This window comes from Microbispora corallina, from assembly GCF_016863035.1.
GTDB classification, from domain to species: Bacteria; Actinomycetota; Actinomycetes; order Streptosporangiales; family Streptosporangiaceae; genus Microbispora; species Microbispora corallina.
On the sequence record NZ_BOOC01000009.1, the window covers coordinates 38,592 to 61,552 of the forward strand.

Sequence of the window (22,961 nt, forward strand, 5' to 3'; positions counted from 1 at the left end):
TTCAAGGTCCATCTCCTCCCGAATAGGCTTCTACACCTTGAGCCGAGGGGGGACCGGAATGGCTGCGGGGCGTGGGGCGCGGGTGCCGCTCGTGTTCCGGCGGGCGGCCGGTGAGCCGCTCCTGCTCCTCGGGGCGTTCGGCTCGGTGCTGCTGGCCACCACCGCGCTCGTCGCGCTGATCGCGTACGCCTCCGCGGTGACCGAGGCGGGCGTGCGGCGCGCGATGCGGGTGGCGCCGCTGTCCGCGACCGCGGCCACCGTGACCGCGCCGGTCTCCGCCGGCGACCTCGGGCGCGTCGACGCCGCCGTCCGGGCCCGGCTCAGCCAGGCGTACGGCGGGCGGCCGGCCGAGGTGTCCCTGTCCATCTCCTCCGACTCGTACGCGCTCCCCGGGCAGGAGCGCCGTGAGCGGCCCGACCTGACCAGGTTCGCCACGTACGAGGGCGTCGAGGGGCGGGCCCGGCTGGTCGCGGGCGCCTGGCCCCGGGACGGCGGCGCGCTGGAGGTCGCGCTCTCCCCGCCGGCCGCCCGCGCGATGCGGCTGGAGGTCGGCGACGGCTTCACGGTCGTCGGGCGGCTGAGCCACGAGCCGGTGCGGGCGCGGGTGAGCGGCCTGTTCGAGCTGCGGGAGCCGTACGACGAGCGGTGGGAGGGCGACGAGCTGCTGCGGCGCGGCGTGGAGAGGGGCAACTACACCACCTACGGGCCGCTCGTGGTCACCCCGGACGCCTTCCGGCAGCGCTTCGCGACCGACGTGTCCGCCACCTGGCTGGCCGTGCCCGACCTGCGGAACCTCTCCCGTGACGGGGTGCGGCCGCTCGCCGGCTCGGTCGCGGCGCTCGGCGCGGGGCTGCGGGCCGACTGCGCGGCGTGCGCCGTGTTCACCGCCCTGCCCGACACCCTGAACCGGCTCGACGAGGCCGCGCTGGTCGGGCGCTCCACGATGCTGGTCCCGGTCCTGCAGGTGCTGCTGCTCGCCGCGTACGCGCTGACGCTGACGGCCCGGCTGCTGGCCGACCGCAGGCGGATGGAGGTGGCGCTGCTGCGCTCGCGGGGGGCGGGCGGCGCGAGGCTCGCCCTGCTGGCGGGCTACGAGGCGCTGCTGGTGGCCCTGCCCGCGGCGGTGGTCGCGCCGCTGCTCGCGCCGTGGGCGCTGCGGGCCGTGGACGCGATCCCGTGGCTGCAGGCGTCGGGGGTGCGGCTGGCGCCGGTCCCGGACGCGTCCGCCTTCCTGGTCGCCGCCGCGGTGGCGCTCGGGTGCGCGGTGCTGCTCACGCTGCCCGCGATGCGCGGCGCCCGGCGCACCTACGTCGAGGAGCAGGCCGCGCGCGGCCGGGGCGACAGGCGCGGCGCGATCCAGCGGGCGGGCGGCGACGTGGCGCTGCTCGCGGTGTCGGCGCTCGCCCTCTGGCAGCTCGGCCGGTACGGCGGCCCGGTCACCGCCACCGCCTCGGGCGGGCTGGGGATCGACCCCCTCATCGTGGCGGGCCCGGCGCTCGCGCTGCTGTGCGGCGGCATGCTGGGCCTGCGCCTGGTGCCCGTGGTGTCCGGGACCGCCGAGCGGATCACCTCGCGGCGCCGCGGCCTCGCCCCCGCGCTCGGGGCGTGGCAGGTCAGCCGCAGGCCGCTGCGGTACGCGGGACCGGTGCTGCTGCTCACCATGGCCGTGGCGATCGGGGTGGTGTCGCTGGCCACCTCCGCGACCTGGCGCCGCTCACAGGAGGACCAGGCGCGCCACCAGGCGGGCGCCGACCTTCGGGTCACGGCGCCGGTGGACGCGCCCGGCCTGGGCACGCTCGGCCGGGGCGCGTTGTACGCCGCGCTGCCCGGGGTCACGGCGGCCGTGCCCGTCCAGCGCGAGAACGTGGACGTCGCGGGCACCCGGGTGACCCTGCTGGCCGCGGACGCCCGGCGGCTCGACGGCCTCGTCCTGTGGCGGCCCGACCTGGCGTCCGCCCCACTGGGCCGCCTGGCCGGCGGGCTCGCCGCCGCGAGACCCGCATATACGGGCGTGCCGGTCCCCGGCAGCCCGGGGGCGCTGTCGCTGAAGGTGCGGCTCTCGATGACCGCGAAGGCGGCCGGCGACGCCCGGCTGCGCCTCGTCGTGAGCGACGCCTTCGGCGCGGTCCAGGAACTGGACGGCGGGCCGCTGCGCCCCGGCGCCCACGACGTGCGCTACGACCTGGCCGGGGCCGCGGGGCGTTCGGGAAGGCTCGCCGGGCCCCTCGCCGTACGGGGACTTCTGCTGGACCTGCCGGACGGAGCGGCGGACGCGTCGCTGGTCGTGGACGCGATGCGCACCGACGGCGGGCAGGACGTGCCGCTGCCCGCGGAGTGGACGGCCTGGACGGCGTCGGGGCGGTCTCCGGCCACGTCGGCGGCCCTCACCGTCCACGTGCCCCAGGAGGCCGGCGGCCCCGCCACCGGCGCCCCGCGCCCGGCCCTGCTGCCGGGGGACTCCTCGGTGAAGGCGCTGCCGGTCGTCGTCACCGCGGACCTGGCCGCCCAGGCCGGCCTGCGCCCGGGGGTCACCGCGTCGGTGGCCCTCGCCGGCGTCCCGACGCCCGTGGTGCCCGTCGCCGTCGTCCCCGCCCTGCCGGGGACGTCCGCCGGCCAGCCGGCCGTCCTGGCCGACCTGCCCACGCTGACCGCGCTCGACCTGTCCCGCGGGCGCAGCCCGCGCCCGGTCTCGGAGTGGTGGCTGTCCACGCGCGGCGGCGACACCTCGCGCGCGGTGGCGCAGCTGAGCCACAACCCCGAGTGGGGAAGGACCGCGGCCGACCGGGCGGCGCTCGTCCGCGCGCTGCGCGACGACCCGCTCGCGAGCGGGCTGCAGGGCGCGCTCGTGCTCGGCTTCCTCGCGGCGCTGGTCTTCGCGGTGCTCGGGTTCCTGATCAACGCGGCGGTGTCGGCACGCGAGCGTCGGGCCGAGTTCGCCCTGCTTCGCGCCATCGGCGTCGCGCACCGGCAGCTGTTCGGGCTGCTCGCCGTCGAGCAGGCGTTCATCGCCGGGCTGTCGCTGGCGGGCGGCACCGTGCTCGCCGTCGTCGTGGCCGTGCTGGCCGTGCCGCACCTCGTGCTGACCGGGCAGGCGGGCGCGGTCGCGCCGGCGGTGGTGCTGGACATCCCATGGGCGCCCACCGCCGCCCTGCTCGCCGCCGTCGCCGCCGTGCTGTTCTGCGTCGTGGTGGGGCTCGCGCGCGCCGCTCGCCGGCAGGGCCTCGGCCGCGCGCTGCGCATGGGGGAGGACTGATGCCGTTCACGCTGCTGCGGGCGCACCGGGGGACGGCCGCCGTGCTCGCCGTGCTGGCCTTCAGCGCGGCGCTGCTGCTGGCGGCGCTGCCCCGCGCGTTCGAGCGGGCCTACGACGGCGCCCTCGGCCGCGTGCTCGCCGGAGGCGGCGCCGACCTCACCGACCTGACCGTCGAACTGCGGGCGCACCCGCTCGACCCGCCGCTCACCGACCCCGGCCAGTTCGCCGCGTTCGACGCGCGGGTGCGGAAGGCCCTGCCGCCCGCACTGCGGACCGTGGTGGTGCCGGGCGGGACGGGCCACCACGGCGCCTGGACCTACGGCACGCCCGTCACCGGCCGGGTCGGGGAGCGCATGTGGACGGGCCAGTTCTTCGACCTCGCCTGGCTGACCGGCGCCGACCGCCGGGTCAGGTACGTCGAGGGGGCCGCCCCCGGGCCCGCCGGCCACGTGACCCTCGGCGGCCGGGACGTCGTCAGGTACGACGTCGGGGTGATCCGCGAGGCGGCGTCCATGATGGGCCTGCGGGTCGGCACGACGTTGCTGCTCGGCCCCAAGGGGGCGCTGGCCGCCCGCGTCACCGGCTTCTACGAGCTCACCGACCCGAAGGACCCCTTCTGGGACCACAACCGGGGGGTCACGCACGTCGACGTCCGGCACGTCGGCACCTCCGACCAGTTCTGGGTCACCGCGCTGACCGGCCCGGACGCGCTGAGATTCCTGAAACCCGACCTCGACCTGCGTTACACGTGGGTGCTCGGCGTCGACAGGACGGCGCTGACCGCCGGCACGGCGGGGGACGCGGCGGCCGCCGTCGACCGGTACGACCGGCTCCTCGCGGGCTGGTCCTCCGGGCACAGCAGCTACACGCTGCACACGTCGCTGCCGCTGATGCTCGGCGGTTTCCTCAAGCAGCTGGCGACCGCCGGGACGCTGGTCCTCGTCGTGCTCGGCGGGCTCGTGCTCGTCGCCGTCGGGGTGGTCGCGCTGGCCGCGCGGCTGCTGACCGACCGGATGGCCCCGGCGCTGTCGCTGATGCGCGCCCGCGGCGGCGGCCTCGCGCGCGTCGCCGCCACCGGCGCCGCCGTCGCGGCGCTCGCCGCCGTCCCCGCCGCCCTGCTCGGGTACGCGGCCGCCTTCCTCGTGCCCGGCCCCCTCACGCCGGCCGCGGTCCTCGGCCCGCCGGTGCCCGCGCTGGCCGCGGTCGCCTACCCCGCCGTACGGCTCGCGCTGACCCTGCGGCGGCCGCTGCGGGAGCGGCGCGCCGACGTGGCGGCCCGGCCGTCCCCGCGCCGGGTCGTGGCGGAGGTCACGGTCGTCGTGCTGGCCCTCGCCGGGGCGTACCTGCTGCGGACCCGCGGCCTCGCCGACCCGTCGTCGGGGCGGGCCGACCCGTTCCTCATGGCCGTGCCCGCCGCGCTCACGGTGGCGGCGGCCCTGGTCACGCTGCGCCTGTACCCGTACCCGCTGCGCCTGGCCCTGCGGCTCGCCGGACGCCGCCGGGTCGTGGCCTTCCTCGGGCTCGCCCGCGCGTCCGGGGGCGGGACGGCCGCGCCGCTCCCGGTGCTGGTCCTGCTGCCCGCGCTCGCCGTGGCCGTCTTCGGGTCGGTGGTGTCGGGGGCGATCGGCGAGACGCAGCAGGCGGCCGCCTGGCGGCAGGTCGGGGCGTCCGCCCGCATCGAGGCGGAGACCGACATCCCGCCCGCGGCCGCCGCGCGGGTGCGGGCGCTGCCCGGCGTCGAGGAGGTGCTGCCGGTGGCCGAGGGGGTGACCCACATCGGTCCCGGCTACCGGGCGGTGCGGGTGGTCGCCGTGGACCTGGCCGCCTACCGCCGCATGACGGGCGGCACACCGCTGACGGTCCCGGCGCCCCCGGACGGGACGTCTGGTTCCGCGGTGCCCGCGCTGGTCTCGCCGTCGCTCGCCGGCCTGGGGACGTTCGAGATCGGCTGGCCCGTCCGCAGGACCGTGGTGGCCCGGGGCACGGTCGGCGGCCTGCCGGGGCTCGCCCCCGCCGCCGACGAGATCGTGGTGGTGCCCTACAGCGTGGCCACCCGGACCGGGACCGCGCCGTTCGCGACCATGCTGCTGGTCAGGGGGGACGCCTCCCGGGCGGCCCTCACCGCGGCGGTGGACACGCCGCAGACCCTCGTCGTGACCGTCGCCGACGCGTTCGGATCCATCACCGGCGGCCCGATGACCGGCGTGGTCCTCGCGGCGTTCGCCGTCGTCACCGCCGCGCTCGCCGCCTACGCTCTGGTCGCGGTGGTCCTCGCCCTGGTGGCGGGCGCCGCCGACCGGGCCAGGGCGCTCGCCTACCTGCGCACCCTCGGCCTGTCCCGGCGTCAGGCGCGCGGGCTGACCGTGGTGGAGATCGCCCCGCTGATCGTGCTGGCCTCCCTGGCCGGCCTGCTGCTCGGGCTCGCGCTCCCGGCGGCCGTCGCGCCCGGGGTCGACCTGTCGCCGTACGCCGGGCAGCCGGTGGAGGGGTTCCCGATCACGGTCGGGACGCCGGCGCTGCTCGCCGGGGGACTGGCCGCGGCGGCCGTCCTCGGCGCCCTCGCCTACGCGACGGCCGGACGGGCCGTCACCGGTGTTCTTCGATTGGGGGAGTCCGCATGAGTTCCGGGGAGGCCCCGGTGACCGAGCTGGAGGAGCTGGAGGAGCGGGCCCGGCGCGCCGGACCGGCCTTCGGGGAGGGCGCGCACATCCTGTGCGACAACCTCGTCCGCATCTACAAGACCGGGGGTGTGGAGGTCGTCGCCCTCCAGGGCCTCGACCTGCTCATCGACCGGGGCGAGCTGGTGGCGATCGTCGGCCCGTCGGGCTCGGGCAAATCGACGCTGCTCAACGTGCTGTCCGGGCTCGACCTGCCGACGGCCGGCGTGGCCCGCGTGGCGGGCATGGACCTGCTGGCGATGAGCGCCAAGGACCGGCTGCGCTACCGGCGGTCGATCGTGGGGTTCACCTGGCAGCAGACGGCCCGCAACCTGCTGCCGTACCTGACCGCCCGGGAGAACGTCCTGCTCCCGGTGCGGCTGGCGGGCCGCAGGGAACACCGCGGGCACGCCGACGAGCTGCTGGAACTGCTCGGCGTCGGGGCCTGCGCCGGCAGGACCCCGATGGAGATGTCGGGCGGGCAGCAGCAGCGCGTCGCCATCGCCGTGGCGCTGGCGAACCGGCCGGAGGTGGTCCTCGCCGACGAGCCGACCGGCGAGCTGGACAGCGAGACCTCGGAGGAGGTCTTCGGCGCGCTGCGCGCGGCCAACCGCGAGCTCGGCGTGACGGTGATCGTCGTGACCCACGATCCGCTCGTGGCCACGCAGGTGGACCGCACGGTGGGCATCCGCGACGGGCGCACCTCGAGTGAGACGCTCCGCCGCACCTCGACGGAGGGCGAGGTGATCGCGGAGGAGTACGCCGTGCTCGACCGCGTCGGCCGGCTCCAGCTGCCCCGCGACTTCACCAGCGCGCTGAACATGGAGCGCCGGGTGCGGCTGGAGCTGGAACGCGACCACATCGGGGTCTGGCCCGCCGGTCAGGGGGACGGGGATGAGTGAGCCGCTGGTCGTCGTCGAGGGGCTGCGGAAGGTCTACCCGCGCGGGGTCGAGGCGCTGCGCGGGGTGTCGTTCACCGCGTGGCCGGGCGAGCTGACGGTCGTCCGCGGCCGGTCCGGCTCGGGCAAGACGACGCTGCTCAACCTGGTGGGCGGGCTCGACGCCCCGTCCGAGGGCCGGGTCACGGTCGCCGGCCGGGAGGTGACCGCGCTCGACGAGACGGGCCTGCTGGAGCTGCGCCGCGACGTCATCGGTTTTGTCTTTCAAACGTTCGGGCTCATCCCCGTGCTGTCGGCGGCCGAGAACGTCGGCGTCCCGATGCGCCTGGCCCGCCGGTCCGCCGCGGAGCGGGAGGAGCGGGCCCGGCTGCTGCTCGCCCTCGTCGGCCTCGACGGCCACGCCGCCCAGCGGCCGTACGAGCTGTCGGGTGGCCAGCAGCAGCGGGTGGCGCTCGCACGGGCCCTGGCGAACCGGCCCCGGCTGCTGATCGCCGACGAGCCGACCGGGCAGCTCGACTCGCAGACGGCCGCCCAGATCATGCGGCTGATCCGGGCGCTCGTCCGCAGCGAGGGCGTGGCGGCCCTGGTCGCCACCCACGACCCGGCCATCATCGATCTGGCCGACCGGGTGCTGGAACTGCGCGACGGCGTCGTCGTGGAGACCGTCGCCGGAGAACCCCGGATGACCACTTCGTGAACAGAGTGACCACGGACGACTCCTGACGCTTTTACGGCCCTATGGTGTCCGCCTAGTCGTTTTTGCGTTTTTGGGCGATTCGGGGGACGGCGGGTGCGTGTCGCGCGGACGGGAGCCACGGGTCCGGCGGTGATCCTTCCGGTGGCGATCCTGCTGGTGGCGGGGTGCTCGGACGCCCCCGTCGCCGCCCCGCCGCCGGCCGCCGCGGCCGAGTCCGCCATCCAGGTGTCGCCCAGCCACTGCGGGGAGGGCTGGGCGCACCCGCGCGCGGGGGACCAGACACTCCTGCTGTCCAACACCGGCACCGTCGCCGCCGAGGCCTACCTCGTCGACGTGCCGGGCGGAGCGGTGCACGCCGAGCTTGAGGGGCTCGCCCCCGGCGTCACGCGGGCGATGCGGGTGTCCCTGGGCCCCGGGACGTACGCCGTCCGGTGCCTGGCCGAGGGCGCCGACCCCGTGGTCGGGCCCGCGGTGCGGGTGGCCGGGAGCGCCCCCGGCGGCCCCGCCGTCGCCCCCGTCACCTACAACGACCTGTACGGCCCGGCCGCGGCCTACCAGTCGTACGTCGCCGACGGGCTGAGGGGACTCGTCTCCCGGACGGCCGCGCTGACCCGGGCCGTCGACCGGGGCGACCTGCCCGCCGCCAGGAAGGCCTGGCTGCCCGCCCACCTGGCGTACGAGCGGCTGGGCGCGGCCTACGGCACCTTCGGCGACCTCGGCGACGCGATCGACGGGCTGCCGGCGGGACTGCCCGCAGGTGTGCGCGACAAGGGCTTCACCGGGTTCCACCGCATGGAGTACGGGCTGTGGCACGGCGAGGCGGCGGGATCGCTGAAGCCGGTGGCCCACCGGCTCGACCACGACGTCAAGGCGCTCGAGGCGGGCTTCGCCGACGAGCGGCTGGAGCCGTCCGACCTGCCCCTGCGCGCCCACGAGATCCTGGAGGACACCCTGGAGTTCCAGCTGACCGGCCGGGCGGACCTGGGCAGCGGGACCACGCTCGCCACCGCGTCCGCGAACGTCGAGGGCACCAGGAAGGCGGTCGACGTGCTGCGGCCGCTGCTGCGCCCCCGCTACCCCGGGCTGGCCGAGGCCGACCGGCTGCTCGGCCGCGTCGGGGAGCTGCTCGGAGCGCAGCGGCACGGCGACCGGTGGACGTCCGTGTCCCATCACGCGCCGGCGGACAGGGAGGCCCTCGACGGCGCGGTGGGCGCCCTGCTCGAACGGCTGGCGCCGATCGCCGTCATCGCCTTCCCCAGGCGCACGTCGTGAGCGGACACGACCGCAGGGCGTTCCTGCGCGGCGCGCTCGTGACCGGGATCGCCGGGACGGTGGCCGCCGCCACCCCGTCGGCGGCCCCCGCGCCGCCCTCGCCGCCCGCGGCGCCTCCTGTGCGCCGCGGGTTCCACGGCGCGCACCAGGCGGGCATCGCCGAGCCGCCCCGCCGCCGCACGATCGTCGCGGCCTTCGACGTCGTGGCGGAGAGCCGGGCGGAGCTCGCCGACCTGTTCCACTCGCTCACCGACCGGGCCCGGGCCCTCACCGCCGGCGGCGCGCCGCCCGACCCCGGCATCACCGCGCCGCCCGCCGACTCCGGCATCCTCGGCCCGTCCGCGCCGTCGGGCGACCTCACGGTCACGCTCGGCGTGGGGGCGTCGCTGTTCGACGACCGGTACGGCCTGGCCCCGCGCCGGCCGCCGGCGCTCACGGCCATGCCGGCGTTCCCCGACGACGACCTCGACCCGGCGTGGTGCCACGGCGACCTCAGCCTCCAGTTGTCGGCGGACGACGACGACACGGTCCTGCACGCGCTGCGCGACATCGCGCGGCACACGCGGGGCGGCATGCAGGTGCGCTGGCGGATGAACGGCTTCACCAGCCCGCCCCGGCCGAGCGGCACCCAGCGCAACCTGATGGGCTTCAAGGACGGCATCGCCAACCCCGACACCGGCGACCCGGCCGAGATGGACCGGCTGGTCTGGGTGCGCGACCAGGAGCCCGCGACGGCCTGGACCACCGGGGGCAGCCACCTCGTCGTCCGGCTCATCCGGATGCGCGTGGAGTTCTGGGACCGGGTGTCGCTGTCGGAACAGGAGCAGATGTTCGGCCGGGCCAAGGACACCGGCGCGCCCCTGGACGGCGCGCGCGAGCAGGACGTCCCGCGGTACGAGCTCGACCCCGAGGGCAAGGTCATCCCGCTGACGAGCCACATCCGCAGGGCCAACCCGCGCACGCCGGAGACCGATGGCAGCCGGATCCTGCGGCGGGGGCACAACTACGACCGGGGCATGGACGCGGTGGGCGACCTGGACGTCGGCCTGATCTTCACCTGCTACCAGCGCGATCCCCGGGCGCAGTTCGAGATCGTGCAGCGGCGCCTGGAGGACGAGCCCCTCGTGGACTACATCTCGCCGTTCGGCGGCGGGTACTTCTTCGCGCTCCCCGGCGTGCGCGACGCCACGGATTCTTATGCCCGCTTTATACAGGTTTGATGTTGTTTTCGGCCTGTTCGCCTTCATGTCACTTTTTCGGGAGACAAGCGATCCTCGATGCCGATGTGATGCTCTGTGCATCGAGAGGCGGAAGGTGCCTCCGGTGCGCTCCGGGCCGTACCCCCGGCCCGGCATCTTCTCCGGGAGGCATCGTGGGCGCAGGCCCTATCAGGAAGACACCGCGCTGGGGTGCGATGGCGACCACCGTGGTCGCCGCCGCCGTCCTGGCGGTCACGACGTCGGCGGCCGGCTCCGCGGCGTCCCTGTCCGGCGCGGGGCACGGACAGGACGCGGGGCACGGCCAGGACGCGGGACACGGCCAGGACCCGCGGACGGCGACCCCCATCAAGCACGTCGTCGTCCTCTTCGACGAGAACGTGTCCTTCGACCACTACTTCGGCACGTACCCGAAGGCGGCCAACACCGACGGCACGCCGTTCAAGGCGGCCAAGCACACCCCGTCGGTGGACGGCCTGACCGCCACGCTGCTGACGCACAACCCGAACACCTACAACCCGAAGCGGCTCACCCGCGCGCAGGCCCTCACCTGCAGCCAGGACCACGGGTACGGCCACGAGCAGCTGGCCTACGACGGCGGCAAGATGGACCAGTTCGTCGAGCACACCGAGCACGACACGTGCTCAGGCCAGCCGGTGGTCTTCGGCGAGCCCGGGCTCGTCATGGACTACTACGACGGCAACACCGTCACCGGGCTGTGGAACTACGCCCAGCACTACGCGATGAGCGACAACTCGTACAACACCGGGTTCGGGCCGTCGACGCCGGGCGCGATCAACCTCATCTCCGGCCACACCCACGGCATGTACGCGGTCGACCCGGTCACCCACGCCAAGGTGAGCGACGCCAGCGTGGTCTCCTCGCCGAACGCCGCCGGCGTGGGCACCGTCATCAACGACCCCGACCCGGCGTTCGACGACTGCTCGGACAACAACCACACCTCGAAGAACAACCTCGCGGTGGCCACCAGCAAGAACGTCGGCGACCTGCTCAACGGCAAGGGCGTCACCTGGGGCTGGTTCCAGGGCGGGTTCCGCACCACCGGCACGGCGAACGGGTACGCGGTCTGCGGCGCCACCCACCAGAACGTCGGCGGGAACGCGGTCGTCGACTACAGCCCGCACCACTCGCCGTTCCAGTACTACCAGTCGACGTCGAACCCCAAGCACCTGCCGCCGTCGTCGGTGGCGGCCATCGGGCACACCGACCAGGCCAACCACAACTACGACCTCACCGACTTCGACGCCGCCCTCGCGGCCGGCAACCTCCCGGCGGTGAGCTTCCTCAAGGCCGGCGCCTACCAGGACGGCCACCCGGGCAACTCCGACCCGCTGGACGAGCAGACCTTCCTCGTCAACACGATCAACAAGATCCAGAAGTCGAAGGAGTGGGACTCCACCGCGATCATCATCGCGTACGACGACTCGGACGGCTGGTACGACCACAAGGCCGCCCCGATCGTGAACGGCTCCGCCGACCCGGCCCAGGACAGCGCCGCGCTGTGCGGCAAGGCCCCGGTGACCGGCGGTTACAACGACCGCTGCGGCTACGGCCCGCGCACCCCGCTGCTGGTCGTCTCGCCGTACAGCAAGGTCAACCACGTCGACCACAACCTGACCGACCAGACCTCGATCCTGCGGTTCATCGAGGACAACTGGGGCCTCGGTCGGATCGGCGACGCGTCCTTCGACCAGCGGGCCGGCTCGCTCGGCGGCCTGTTCGACTTCCACAAGGCCAAGGCGGACCGGGTGATCCTCGACCCCGCCTCGGGAGCGGTGGTCTCGGTCTCGCACCACTGATCCCTGCTCGGGGGGCGGGCGGTCTCGTCCGCCCCTGATCCCCTGAGGGGTCCGCGTCCCACCGGGCGCGGGCCCCTCCGGGCGTACGGCGTCCGTCAGACCGGGTGGCAGGGCCGCGTGGCGGGGAGGCGGCCGGAGAAGAAGGCCCCCGGCGGCACGCCCATGAGGCTGTGGAAGTCGGCCGTCATGTGGGACTGGTCGTAGTAGCCGGTCAGCGCGGCCAGCTGGGCGAACCTGCCGTCGCCCGCGTGCGCGAGCACGGTCCGCACGCGCTCGATCCTGGCGAACCGCTTGGGCGACAGGCCCACGCCGTCCGTGAACACCTCGCGCAGGTGGCGCTCGCTGACGGCCAGCCGCCGGGCGACGGCCACGACGGGCTCGGGCCGCCGGTCAGGCCGGGGGGCGAGGGCCCGCGCCGCGGCGCGGAGGAGCCGGTCGCGCCCGGCGTCCGCCGGCGCGCGGGCCGCGATCCGCGGGGCGAGCTCCGCCTCGATGCGCCGCAGGACGCGGTAGGGGTCGGGGCCGGCCCGGCCGAGGTCGCGTTCCAGCCTGTCGCCGGCCGCGCCCCACAGGTCCGCGAGGGGGACGGCGCGGTCGACGAGCGCGCGCGCCGGGACGCCGAGCAGGACCCCGGCGGAGCCGGGGGACAGGCGCAGCCGGACGCAGAACCGCAGCCGCTTGCCCGGGAAGTAGGACGCGCGGGTGCGCGGGCCCACGACGGTGAGCCGGCCGTCCCGCCCGTCCTCGGCAGCGGCGCGGAACACCAGCGCGGTCGCGGCGTCCGGTGGGTGGACCAGGGCCCGCCGCTCGTCGGGGCGGATCACCGAGGCGCCGGCGATCCAGGGCCGCAGGCCGGGGCTCATGGCTGAGGTCACGCCCTCACCCTAGGGCGGGCCCCCGCCGTACGGCCGGGGCGGACGGGCGATCGTGCCGAAATCTCCTATGCCGCGCGGGGACCGTGCCGACAGGGTGAAGCGATGATCCTCGTTACGGGTGCGACGGGCACCGTGGGCAGGCAGGTCGTCCGGCTCCTGGCGGCCAGGGGCGAGCACGTGCGGGCGATGACCCGCGACCCCGCGAGGGCGCGGCTGCCGCCGGGCGTGCCGGCGGTGCGGGGCGACTTCGACGACGGCGAGTCGTTGCGGCGGGCGGCCGACGGCGCGGCGGCCGTGTTCCTCCTGGACGCGCCGGGGCCGTGGATCCCGCGGCACGACGCGGCGATGGTCGCCGCGGCCGTCGCGGCGGGCGTGCCGCGGCTGGTGAAGCTGTCGGCCATCGGCACCGGCGAGCCGGCGGACGGTGAGATCGGCGGCTGGCACGCGGCGGGGGAGTCGGCGGTCGCGTCGAGCGGCGCCCAGTGGACGCTGGTGCGCCCGTCGAGCTTCGCGTCCAACGCCCTGTCCTGGGCGGACGCCATCCGGGCGGGCGAGCCCGTCCCTAACCTGACCGGCCGGGGCGCGCAGGGTGTCGTCGACCCCCGGGACGTGGCCGAGGTCGCGGCCGAGGCCCTGACCTCCCCGGCCCACGACGGGAGGACGTACACGCTGACGGGCCCCGACCTGCTCGGCGTGCACGACCAGGTCCTCCTGCTGGAACGGGTGCTGGGCCGCCGGATCGGCGTCGCCGACGTGCCCCCCGAGGTGGCGCGGGAGCGGATGCTCGCGTCCGGTCTCGACCCCGCCTTCGTGGAGGTGGCGGTGCGCGGCCAGCGGCTCGTGGCGGCGGGGGGAAACGCCCGGCTCACCGGCGACGTGGCCGCGGTTCTCGGGCGCCCGCCCCGGACCTTCGAGGACTGGGCCCGGGACCATCGCGACGCGTTCGCGTGACACGGGCGCCCCGCCCGGACGGTCCGGGCGGGGCGCGGGTGAGGATGCGGGCCGGCGAGGAGAGACTCCCCGCCGGCCCGCGTCGGTCAGGCCGTGTCGGTCAGGCCGTGTCGGTCAGGCCGCGTTGGTCAGCCAGAACTGCTGGTTGCGGGCACCGTTGTAGTACCACTGGTCGATGGTCCCGCCCCACCAGGCGTAGGCGCTCTGGACGTCCACGTACAGGTTGCTCCGCAGGCTGCGGATGTAGTACGTGGTGTTCAGCGAGACGCCGCCCAGGTACCAGAGCTGGTTGTCGCCGCCGAAGCAGGGGTACTGCACCAGGATCTCGCCCGCGGCCGTCGAGTTGTTCCGGATCGACAGGCACTGCCCGCTGTTGCGGTTCACGATCTCGTACCACCCGGACATGCCCGGCCTGCCGACGAACGCCCAATCCTGGTTGTAGCCCCCGTTCCAGCCGTACGTGAGGACGCCGGCGTTGGGCGACTGGGACCCGCCGGAGACGTCGAGCACCAGGATCTGCCCCGACGAGGTGTAGGTCCAGATGTTGTAGTAGCTGTTGTTGAACGGCAGGTGCGACACCACCAGGTCCAGCAGGCCGGAGCCGTACCGCCCGAGCGAGCCGAGCGCGTTGAGGATGTCGTACTCGCTGAAGCCGAGCGACCGCAGGATCTGCTCGACCTGGTCGAGCGACACGCCCTGGTTGACGAAGAACTGCGCGATGGAGGTGGCGGAGTCGACCACGTCACTCCAGTTCAGCGACCCCGGGACGCTCACCCCGAAGGAGACGGTCCCGAACGTCCGGCCGCCCGCCTGGAACGAGCCGTACCCGTAGGCGGCGAAGCTCGCCCCGCTCCCGTCGCCGTTGACCGTGCCGACGAGGGTCCCGTCGACCCGGAGGTACCACGGGACGCCGGCCGTGAGCGTGAGGCGGACGGTCGCGCCATTCGCGGTCGTGCCGAACGCGAGGTCCACTCCCGCCTGGAACGAGTTGCCGTTGTAGGTGACGCCGCCGGTGAAGCCCAGCTTCACCCGGGTGGGTGCCACGCCGAGGACGAAGTGCGTCTGGGACGTCCGGACGGGGCCGAGCGGTAAGGCGCCCACGGACACGTCGGCGTCGATCGACGGGTTCTGCAGGCCGACGGCCGCCTCCACGTTCACGGGCACGCCGTCGACCATGGTGTTGAAGCCCAGCCCGACCCCGGGCGCCACCGTGCGGCCCGCCGCCGTGACGCCGCCGAACGGCGCCAGGTCGAGCGACGCGGTGTAGATCACGAGCGAGTTGATGACGTCCCGGTCGTGCTGGGTGAGCCTGCCGGAGGCGATCTTGTCGGCGTACCCCACGGACAGGGGGGTCAGCGCGATGCCGCCGGCCTGGGCGCCCTTGATCGAGAAGCTGAGCACGGGACGGGCCAGGTCGAGGTTGACGTCGAGGCTCGTTCGGGCCCCGGGCGCCAGCCCGATGACGTTGCCCCACGCGGCCGGGAGCGTGACGTCGTGCGCGGTGAAGCCCACGGTCACGGTCTCGGGCGAGACCCCGATGGTCCCGGCGAGGTCGCCCACCGAGAGGCCGTCAACGCCGAAGGCGGGGTTCCAGTCCGACAGGGCTATGCCCAGCGTCAGCGACGGAGGTGTGGCCGACAGGGAGCCGGAGACGACGAGGGTGGCGTCGGATGCCTTCCCGCCGGGTGCCACCGGCGGCATGTGCAGGACGCCGGATCCCGACACCGTCACGGTGGTGCTGGAGCCGACGGTCAGCGCGAACGTCACGTCGTCGAGGGAGAACGCGGTGCCGTTGGTGCTGAACACCTGCAGGCCGTGCCCGCCCGCCCGGAAGTTCACGTCGAGGGCGACGGAGACACCCGTCGTGGACACGGTGGCCACCGCCAGCAGGCTCGTCGCCGGCACCTGCACCCCCATCCGGCCGAACGCGTCGGTCACGGACGACGGCAGCGTGCCGCTGTACGTGAGGGTCACGCCCGGTTCGAGCCGTACGGCCGCGGGGAAGGCGTCTCCCGGTAGCCCGAGGTCCGCCGGCCGGAACCTGGCGATCTCCCGGCTGGAGATGTAAGCCGTGCCGGTCCCGCTGAGGCCCGACGACAGGGCGTGCAGGTCGCCGACCGTGCCGGCCGCCACGATGCCGTCGGCGCCGAACGAGACGGCGGCCGAGATGCCGGACTGGGTGCCCGACGGCCCCGTCACCTGGAGCGACGCGTGGCCGGTGACGGTAAGGGACAGGCCGCCTCCGGCCGCCGCGCGGCCGGTCGCGGTCAGGCCCGCGCTGGTCAGGCTGAAGGCGGGGTTGCCCTTGAGCAGTTCCCCGGTGGCCGTCGTCCCGATGGTGAAGCTGCGCGCCGTCAGGTTGACGCACCCTTCGGCGTCCAGGGCGAGGCCGGCCGGCGTGTAGTCGAAGGAGCCGTGCAGGTCGGCCCAGACGTCGCCCTCGGCGATGCCCGAGGGGCAGGCCAGGCCGTCGGCCGGTTCCTGGTTCGACACCTGCACCCGGTTCACCCTCAGGGTCGCGCCGTCGCCCGGGCTCCAGGTGAGGAGGGCGCCCGCGTCCGTCGAGCCGGCGGTGAGCGTGAAGCCCACCACGCCGTCCGTGCTCGTCACCGACCCGGTGAAGGACGGGACGACCGACAGCGAGGGCAGCGGCTGCCACACCGGCGCCGAGGCGTCGCTGACCGACAGCGTCCAGTTCCGCAGGTCGTGGAACGCGCCCCCGGCGTGGACGGTGAAGGCGCCGTCGCCGGCCCCCACCTGGGCGGTGCCGTCCAGGGTGAGCCCGGCGCCGGTGGACAGGGTGAGCGTCGTGCCGGGCTGGAGGGTGAACCCCCTGGCGACGGTGAGGCCGGAGGTGAGCGAGCCCTGGAGCGAGGCGCCGAGGGTGCCGCCCGTGTAGGTGAGGGCGCCCTGGAGCGTCACGGTGGAGCCCGCGACGAACGGGACGCCGCCCAGGGTGAGGGTCGCCGTGAGGTCGGTCGCGTCGCCGAGCGTCGAGGTCGCCGCGTGGGCCACGGTCACGTCGAGCGCGGCCGTCACGCCCGAGGTCGCCTCGGCGTGCAGGGTGAGCGTGCCGGTCGCCGTGTCGACGGTGAGCGTCGTCGGCCCGAACGACGGGGCGGGCACACCCGCGGGAAGCGTGACCGGGAGCTTGTTCGGCGGGCCGACGGTGAGCGTGAGAGTCTGGCCCGACACCGTTCCCGAGACGCTGGGCGAGGAGCCCACGGGGATGCCGAGGGTGTCGGCGAGGAAGTGGTACACGTCCCCCGACAGCGTGTAGGTCGTGCCGTCCTGGCCGCCGGCGGCCGCGAGCGGGGCCGGGGACGCGGCGGAGGCGGCGCCGTCACTGGCCGCGGCCTGCGGGGTGACGAGCCGGGAGGCGCCGGAGAGGCCGGAGAGCCCGGCGGGCAGGTCCACCCGGGTGTCGTCGGAGACGGCGAATCCGGAGACGGGCCCCGACGCCCAGAAGACGTCGCTCCGCCCGTCCTGCGCCGGGGCCGGGAGGCCGAGCCGCGCCCGGTCGGCGGGGAAGGCGGCGACCAGCCGGCCCGACCCGGTCAGGTCGACGCGGGCGTCCGAGACGGAGGCCGGGCCCTGCGCGGCGGCCGCCGTGACGACCCCCGATCCGCTGACCGCGCCGGTGACGGCGGCGCCGCCGGCGTCGAGCGTGCCGCGGAAGCCGGTCCGGCCCAGGACCAGCCGGTTCGGTCCCGAGGTCAGGGCGGCGTCGGCCGTCTGGCGCCCGGTGATGACGCCGGCGCCGGTGGCGAGATTGACGGCCACCGTGCCGCTGCCCGCGACGGTTCCGGCGGAGCCGGCGTCGAGGCCGATGCCGCCGGTCACGGCGAGCCACGGGGTCGTGGCCCCGGCGCCCGGCGCCGTCACGGCGTCCCCATGCGGAGGCCGGTCGGCGATCTCGACCGTGGCGCCGCTCACGGACACGCCGGGCAGCGGCCGCCAGGTGCCGGCCGTGCGCCCGTGGACGTCGTAGCCGACCGCGCCGTGGGAGGCGGTCACCGTCCCGGTGACGTCCGGGGCGAGGGCGAGCCCCGGCACGACCGCCGCGGCGGAGGCCACGTGGCTCACCGCGAGCGACCACTCGCGCGGGTCGCGGATCGGGCCGGCCACGTCCACGCGCAGGCGGCGGCCGGTCCCCCCGAGGAGGGCGGACCCCGACACGCTCAGCCCGTCCGCGCCGCCGAGCGTGACGACCGCGCCCTTGGCCAGCACGGCGACGTCCTTCTGCAGGACGACGTCCTGTGCCAGCGCGCCCGAGAGCCGGACGTCCCCGGTCGCGGCGACGTCGCCCGACAGGCCGACGGGGGTGCCCAGGAACGGCAGGGTCACGCTCACCCGGCCGGTGAGGTCTCCGCCCTTGAGCGCGGTCGTGGAGACGTGCGCGACCGTCACCGAGAGCCGGGCGCGCTCCCCGGACGCGGTCACCGTGAGCGTGTCGGCGGCGCCGTCCAGGACGAGCGTCGCGGGCCCGAACGCGGGCGCCTCGACGCCCTTCGGAAGGGTGAGACGCGGTTCGGGCGCGTCGGTCGTGAGCCGCACGTCGTCGCCGTCCCGCAGGCCGGTCACCAGCCGGGATCCGGCGTCGTTCAGGCCGAGACCGGTGGAGAGGAACGCGGCGGCGGCCGGTGAGATCAGCCGGCTCGCCGTCTTCGTCTCCGGTACGGGCTGCCGGGCGGCCGCGCGCCGTACGGCGTCCAGGGCCGAGGTGAGGTCCTCGGCCCGGGCAGCCGGGCCGCCGGCGGAGGCCCCGGGACTCGGGGACGCCGTCGGCGGCGGGGCGGGGGAGGCCGGCGCCGGCGGCGGGGACGCGGGGATCCCCGGCGCCGGCGCGGCCTTGGCGGGGCCGGCGGTCGCGTGCGCGGCGGTGGCGGGCACGATCGCCTGGACGACGAGGACGGCCACGGCGGCGACGAGGGCGACGATGGAACGTGCCAACGCGCGAAGACCGCCGGACGGCCGTGAGAGAGGGACGGGGGGTGCGGACATGCGAGTGCTCCTCGGGTCATGGGGACGGCGAGGAACGCCGCAGTCCTGGCCCACCCCCGTGGAAGTCACACCGCGACGGCCCCGTGTCCCCGTGTCGCTTGACCCTGCCGACGATCCGCTCTTTACCGCCCGGGCCGAATCTGGCGACCGTCTAGACTTTCCGCCCGACTAGGCGTAGATCTTCGTTGTCGGGGCTATACATGGCCGTCGATCGCCTATGCACCCTCTTTATGTCACCGGCCCGACCGGCGGCGGAGCGGAGGAGCGTTGGACGGTTCCGCGGCGCCCGCGCCAGGGAACCTGCCGGCCGCGCTGACCGGCCTCGTCGGCCGCGACGACGAGATCGAGCGCCTCGCGTCCCTCCTGCGGGCGACCCGCCTGCTCACCGTGACGGGGACCGGCGGGTGCGGCAAGACCCGCCTCGCCCTCGCCCTGGCGGAACGGCGCCGGCCGGACTTCCCGGACGGCGCGTGGTGGGTGGACCTCGCCGCCTCGACCGAGCACGAGCACGTGGCCACGGCGGTGGCCGCGGCCCTCGGCGTGGCGCAGTCGCCGGGCGAGGAGGAGGCGGCGACCGTCATCCGCCACCTCCGTCCCCGTACGGCCCTGCTCGTGCTGGACAACTGCGAACAGGTCGTCGCCGCGGTCGCCGTGCTGATCGACCGGCTGCTCACCTCCTGCCCGGGCCTGACGGTCGTGGCCACCTCACGCGAGGTGATCGGGGTGTCCGGGGAGACCGTGTTCCGCCTGGGCGGGCTGCGGCTTCCCGACGGGGACGGCGCCGGGGCCGAGGCCGTCGAGCTGTTCCTGCAGCGGGCCCGCACGGCCGACCCCTGGTTCCCGGCCACGCCCGACCACGCCGACGCGGTGGCCCGGCTGTGCCGCCGGCTCGACGGGCTGCCCCTCGCGATCGAACTGGCCGCGGCACGGGTCGGCGTGCTGGGCGTGGCGGAGATCGCCGACCGGCTGGACCGGGACGCGGCGATCCTGCGGCATCCGAGCCGTACGGCTCCCGCGCGCCACCAGACCCTCCAGGCCACGCTCGACTGGAGCCACCGCCTGCTCACCGAGCCCGAGCGGATCCTCTTCCGCCGGCTGTCGGCGTTCCAGGGCACGTTCTCGCTGGCCGCGGCGGAGGCGGTGGCCGCGGGCGCCGGCATCGACCCCGGGGAGGTCGTCGACCTGCTGGCCGGGCTGGTCGTCAAGTCCCTCGTGCTGCCGGTCGGCCGGGGCACCGGGTACCGGTACCGGATGCTGGAGACCATCCGCCAGTACGGCGAGCGCACGCTGGCCCTCAGCGGCGAGCGGGAGGCCGTGCACGCGGCGCACGCCGACTTCTACCTCGGGCTCGCCGAGGAGGCGCGGACCGGAGTGGAGGGCTCGGACCAGGCCCGCTGGCTCGACCTCATGGAGGCGGAGCACGACAACGTCCGAGCCGTGCTGCGGCGGGACCTCCCCTCGCGGCCCCACCTCAGGGCGGGCATGACCGCGCTCATGTGGCCGTTCTGGTACCGGCGCGGCTACTACCACGAGGCGCGGTCCTGGCTGGAGCAGGCCGCGGCGGACGCGGACGGCCCTCGGGAGCTGCGGGCGGCCGTGCTGACCGGCGCCGGGGTCCTCGCCTTCCTCCAGTGCGACTACCCGATCGCCTGCGAGCGGCTCAGCAAGGCCCGCGCCCTGTACGAGGAGGCCGGGGACCTCGCCGGCCTCGCCACCGCCCTCCAGCGGCTGGGGTCGGTCGCCCGCGAGGAGGGCCGGTTCGCCGACGCGCGCCGCCTGCACGAGGAGAGCCTGGCCATCTGGACGGAGCTGGGGGACGGCGCGGGCGTCGCCGCGTCGCTCGACTACCTGGGGTTCGCGGCCTGGCTTGAAGGGGACGCCGTGCGGGCGGTGGACCTGTGCCGCCGCGCGGTCGCGGCGTTCCGGGCGTCCGGACGACGGCAGGAGACGGCCGCCGCCATGATCAACCTCGGTGCGGCGACCCGCCTGACGGGCGAGACCGGGCGGGCCGAGGCGATCCTGCGGGGGAGCCTGGAGATCGCCAGGCACCTCGGCTACCAGGAGGGCATCGCCTGGGCGCTGCACGAGCTCGCCCTCACCCTCGCGTCCGCCGAGCCGGAACCGGGCGCCTTCGGGGACGTCCGGGCCCCGGAGCCGGGGGCCGCCGAGGGGACGACGGTGGCCGGCATGCTGCGGGAGAGCCTGGCGACCCATCTCGCGCTCGGCGACCGGTGGCGCGTCGCGAGCGTGGTCGAGTCGATCGCCGAGATCGTGACCACTCCCGTCGCGCCGCGGCGGGCGGCCGCCCTGCTCGGCGCCGCCGACGCGCTGCGCCGGACGCTGGGCGCGCCGGTCCCGCCCGCCGAGCGGCCCGCGCTGACCGCGTGCGTGGAGACGCTGCACGCGGCGCTGGGCGCGCGGGCCTTCGCCGACGCGTGGCGGGGCGGCGAGACGATGACCCTCGACGAGATGGCCGACGCCGCCGTCGAGGCCGGCGGGGAGGAGCCGGCGGCCGGAGGGCCGGAGCCGTTCGACGCGTACGGACTGACGGGCCGGGAGCTGGCCGTCCTCCGGCTGGTGAGCCGCGGCATGACCAACCGTGAGATCGCCGGGGAGCTGCACATCAGCGCCGGGACGGCGGGCGTCCACGTGTCCAACATCCTGCGCAAGCTCGGCGTGACCAGCCGCGTCCAGGCGGCCGCCATGGTTCGGGACGCCGGCCCGCCGGGACGGGCCGGCTGACCGGCCTCACACCTCGGACCCCTCCTGGGACTCCCTGAGCAGGGCCAGGTAGCCGTCCTCGGCGATCCGCTTCGCCCGCGCCGCGTACACCCCGGGGTCGTCGGGGGCGAACGTGCCCAGGCCGTCCACGTACCGGTTGAACATGCAGAACGCCGCGGCGATCAGCACGGTGTCGTGGATCTCGACGTCGGTGGCGCCCTCGGCGCGGGCGGCGGCCACCTCGTCGGCGGACACCTCCCGCCCGCCCCGCTGCACGGACGCGGCGATGCCGAGCAGGGCCCGCAGCTTGGCCGAGACGGGCGCGGCGTCCAGGCCCGCCCGCACCTGCTCGACCAGCTCCATCCCCTCCGGCAGCTGGGCCGCGGCGTACGCGGCGTGGGAGGAGTAGCAGTATTTGCACTCGTTCAGCGCGGACACGTAGGCCGCGATGAGCTCGCGCTCCCCGCGCGACAGCCTGCTCTCCCCGCGCAGCAGCACCTCCACCAGCTCGTTCAGCGGGCGGGCGGTCTCGGGGCGGAACCGGAACAGGCCGCGGATGCCGGGCTCGTCGGTGGTGAGGGCGATGTGGGCCATGGACTCTCCTTCGCTGGGGACGCCTCAAGCAGCGTCCGCGAAAAGATCCACTCGGTCAACGCCCGTCCGCGGCCGTTCCGGGACGGGACCGGGTCAGGGTTTGCGGCCGACGCCGCAGAACTCGTCGACCTCGCGGATCGAGCCGACGTCGACGGCGCCCGGCCGCCACAGCGGGCAGGACACGACGCCGGGCTCGACGACGTCGAGGCCGTCGAAGTACCGGGTGATCTGCTCGGGCGTCCGCAGCGTGTACGGCAGCGAGCCGCTCTGGTTCCAGATCGCGATGGCCGCGTCGAACTCCGGTCCGCGGATCACGTTGGTGCCGTCGGCGACCGCGAGGTGGCTGCCGGAGGGCAGGCCGTCGAGGAGCCGGGCCGCGATCGACCGCGCCTCCTCGTGGTCGGGGATGTGGCCGAGGATGTTCAGCAGCATCAGGCCGACGGGCCTGTCGAGGTCGAGCGTGGTGCGCGCCGCGGCCTCCAGGATCTTCTCCGGCTCCCGCAGGTCGGCGTCGATGTACTCGGTCACGCCTTCGGGGGCGCTGACGAGCAGGGCGCGGGCGTGCGCCAGCACCATCGGGTCGTTGTCGACGTAGACCACGCGCGCGTCGGGGGCGGCCCGCTGGGCGACCTCGTGCGTGTTGTCCACCGTGGGCAGGCCCGTGCCGATGTCGAGGAACTGCCGGATCCCCGCCTCGTGGACCATGTACTCCACCGACCGCTTGAGGAAGCCGCGGGAGCTGCGGGCGATGTCCACGATGTCGGGGAAGATCCCGCGGAACTGGTCGCCGATCGTGCGGTCGATCTCGTAGTTGTCCTTGCCGCCCAGCCAGTAGTTCCAGATGCGCGGCGAATGGGAGACCGTGGTGTCGATCCCCGGAGGCGTGGCGGGCGCGGAGCTTTCGGTCACGGACCCTCTCCTCGGTGCGAGGCCGTCGATTCACAGCAATCTTGGCAGTCGCGCCCGCGCCTGGTGGCGATTCGCGACAATGATCGTAATTC

Annotated in this window: 13 protein-coding genes; 9 read left to right on the forward strand and 4 right to left on the reverse strand. The window is 75.4% G+C overall.

All coding sequences use genetic code 11. The features are described 5' to 3' along the window. Window positions 1-58 precede the first annotated feature (58 nt). The 7 genes from Mco01_RS12435 (at window position 59) to Mco01_RS12465 (ending at window position 11,815) form a co-directional block, all read left to right on the forward strand. Entirely contained in the window at window positions 59-3,253 is a 3,195-nt protein-coding gene (locus tag Mco01_RS12435) for an FtsX-like permease family protein (RefSeq protein WP_204057046.1), read from the forward strand. Further along, window positions 3,253-5,874 carry an FtsX-like permease family protein gene (locus Mco01_RS12440; RefSeq protein ID WP_204057047.1) on the forward strand — a complete coding sequence of 874 codons (2,622 nt, stop codon included), beginning with the start codon at window positions 3,253-3,255 and terminating at the stop codon, window positions 5,872-5,874. The genes Mco01_RS12435 and Mco01_RS12440 overlap by 1 nt, the downstream gene beginning before the upstream one ends. Beyond that, entirely contained in the window at window positions 5,871-6,812 is a 942-nt protein-coding gene (locus Mco01_RS12445; RefSeq protein WP_204057048.1) for an ABC transporter ATP-binding protein, read from the forward strand. Before Mco01_RS12440 ends, Mco01_RS12445 begins: the two co-directional genes overlap by 4 nt. Then, the gene (locus tag Mco01_RS12450) at window positions 6,805-7,506 is read left to right on the forward strand and encodes an ABC transporter ATP-binding protein (RefSeq protein ID WP_239103560.1); all 702 of its coding nucleotides are present in this window, start codon (window positions 6,805-6,807) and stop codon (window positions 7,504-7,506) included. Before Mco01_RS12445 ends, Mco01_RS12450 begins: the two co-directional genes overlap by 8 nt. 129 nt (window positions 7,507-7,635) lie before the next feature. Next, window positions 7,636-8,778 carry an EfeM/EfeO family lipoprotein gene (locus Mco01_RS12455; protein WP_204057049.1) on the forward strand — a complete coding sequence of 381 codons (1,143 nt, stop codon included), beginning with the start codon at window positions 7,636-7,638 and terminating at the stop codon, window positions 8,776-8,778. Beyond that, window positions 8,775-9,998 carry an iron uptake transporter deferrochelatase/peroxidase subunit gene (efeB, locus tag Mco01_RS12460; protein WP_204057050.1) on the forward strand — a complete coding sequence of 408 codons (1,224 nt, stop codon included), beginning with the start codon at window positions 8,775-8,777 and terminating at the stop codon, window positions 9,996-9,998. The genes Mco01_RS12455 and efeB overlap by 4 nt, the downstream gene beginning before the upstream one ends. A 194-nt stretch (window positions 9,999-10,192) precedes the next feature. Next, on the forward strand, window positions 10,193-11,815 hold the full coding sequence (locus Mco01_RS12465) for a phospholipase C (protein WP_204057051.1): 1,623 nt from the start codon (window positions 10,193-10,195) through the stop codon (window positions 11,813-11,815). 95 nt (window positions 11,816-11,910) lie between these two features. Here the strand turns inward: Mco01_RS12465 and Mco01_RS12470 are convergent, their stop codons facing one another. Beyond that, window positions 11,911-12,690 (reverse strand): AraC family transcriptional regulator, encoded by a 780-nt coding sequence (locus Mco01_RS12470; RefSeq protein WP_204057052.1) that lies wholly within the window; start codon window positions 12,688-12,690, stop codon window positions 11,911-11,913. A 102-nt stretch (window positions 12,691-12,792) separates the two neighbouring features. On the opposite strand from Mco01_RS12470, the gene Mco01_RS12475 reads away from it, so the two are divergent. Further along, a complete protein-coding gene (locus tag Mco01_RS12475) occupies window positions 12,793-13,641 on the forward strand; it encodes an NAD(P)H-binding protein (protein ID WP_204057053.1) in 849 nt (282 codons plus the stop codon). A gap of 114 nt (window positions 13,642-13,755) precedes the next feature. Here Mco01_RS12475 and Mco01_RS12480 read toward each other — a convergent pair whose 3' ends face one another. Continuing rightward, window positions 13,756-18,594: an RICIN domain-containing protein gene (locus tag Mco01_RS12480; protein ID WP_204057054.1), complete on the reverse strand. Its 4,839-nt coding sequence runs from the start codon at window positions 18,592-18,594 to the stop codon at window positions 13,756-13,758. A 318-nt stretch (window positions 18,595-18,912) separates the two neighbouring features. Between Mco01_RS12480 and Mco01_RS12485 the strand changes: the two genes are divergently transcribed. After that, window positions 18,913-21,387 (forward strand): helix-turn-helix transcriptional regulator, encoded by a 2,475-nt coding sequence (locus Mco01_RS12485; protein WP_204057055.1) that lies wholly within the window; start codon window positions 18,913-18,915, stop codon window positions 21,385-21,387. A gap of 6 nt (window positions 21,388-21,393) precedes the next feature. Here the strand turns inward: Mco01_RS12485 and Mco01_RS12490 are convergent, their stop codons facing one another. Next, a complete protein-coding gene (locus Mco01_RS12490) occupies window positions 21,394-21,960 on the reverse strand; it encodes a carboxymuconolactone decarboxylase family protein (protein WP_204057056.1) in 567 nt (188 codons plus the stop codon). A gap of 93 nt (window positions 21,961-22,053) precedes the next feature. Beyond that, complete coding sequence (locus Mco01_RS12495; protein WP_204057057.1) at window positions 22,054-22,869, reverse strand: SAM-dependent methyltransferase; 816 nt, start codon at window positions 22,867-22,869, stop codon at window positions 22,054-22,056. Between the last annotated feature and the right edge of the window lie 92 nt (window positions 22,870-22,961).

Coding starts and splice junctions, on each gene's coding strand:
- Mco01_RS12435 (WP_204057046.1), top strand. CDS start 59: ATGGCTGCGGGGCGTGGGGCGCGGGTGCCGCTCGTGTTCCGGCGGGCG.
- Mco01_RS12440 (WP_204057047.1), top strand. CDS start 3,253: ATGCCGTTCACGCTGCTGCGGGCGCACCGGGGGACGGCCGCCGTGCTC.
- Mco01_RS12445 (WP_204057048.1), top strand. CDS start 5,871: ATGAGTTCCGGGGAGGCCCCGGTGACCGAGCTGGAGGAGCTGGAGGAG.
- Mco01_RS12450 (WP_239103560.1), top strand. CDS start 6,805: ATGAGTGAGCCGCTGGTCGTCGTCGAGGGGCTGCGGAAGGTCTACCCG.
- Mco01_RS12465 (WP_204057051.1), top strand. CDS start 10,193: ATGGCGACCACCGTGGTCGCCGCCGCCGTCCTGGCGGTCACGACGTCG.
- Mco01_RS12475 (WP_204057053.1), top strand. CDS start 12,793: ATGATCCTCGTTACGGGTGCGACGGGCACCGTGGGCAGGCAGGTCGTC.
- Mco01_RS12490 (WP_204057056.1), bottom strand. CDS start 21,960: ATGGCCCACATCGCCCTCACCACCGACGAGCCCGGCATCCGCGGCCTG.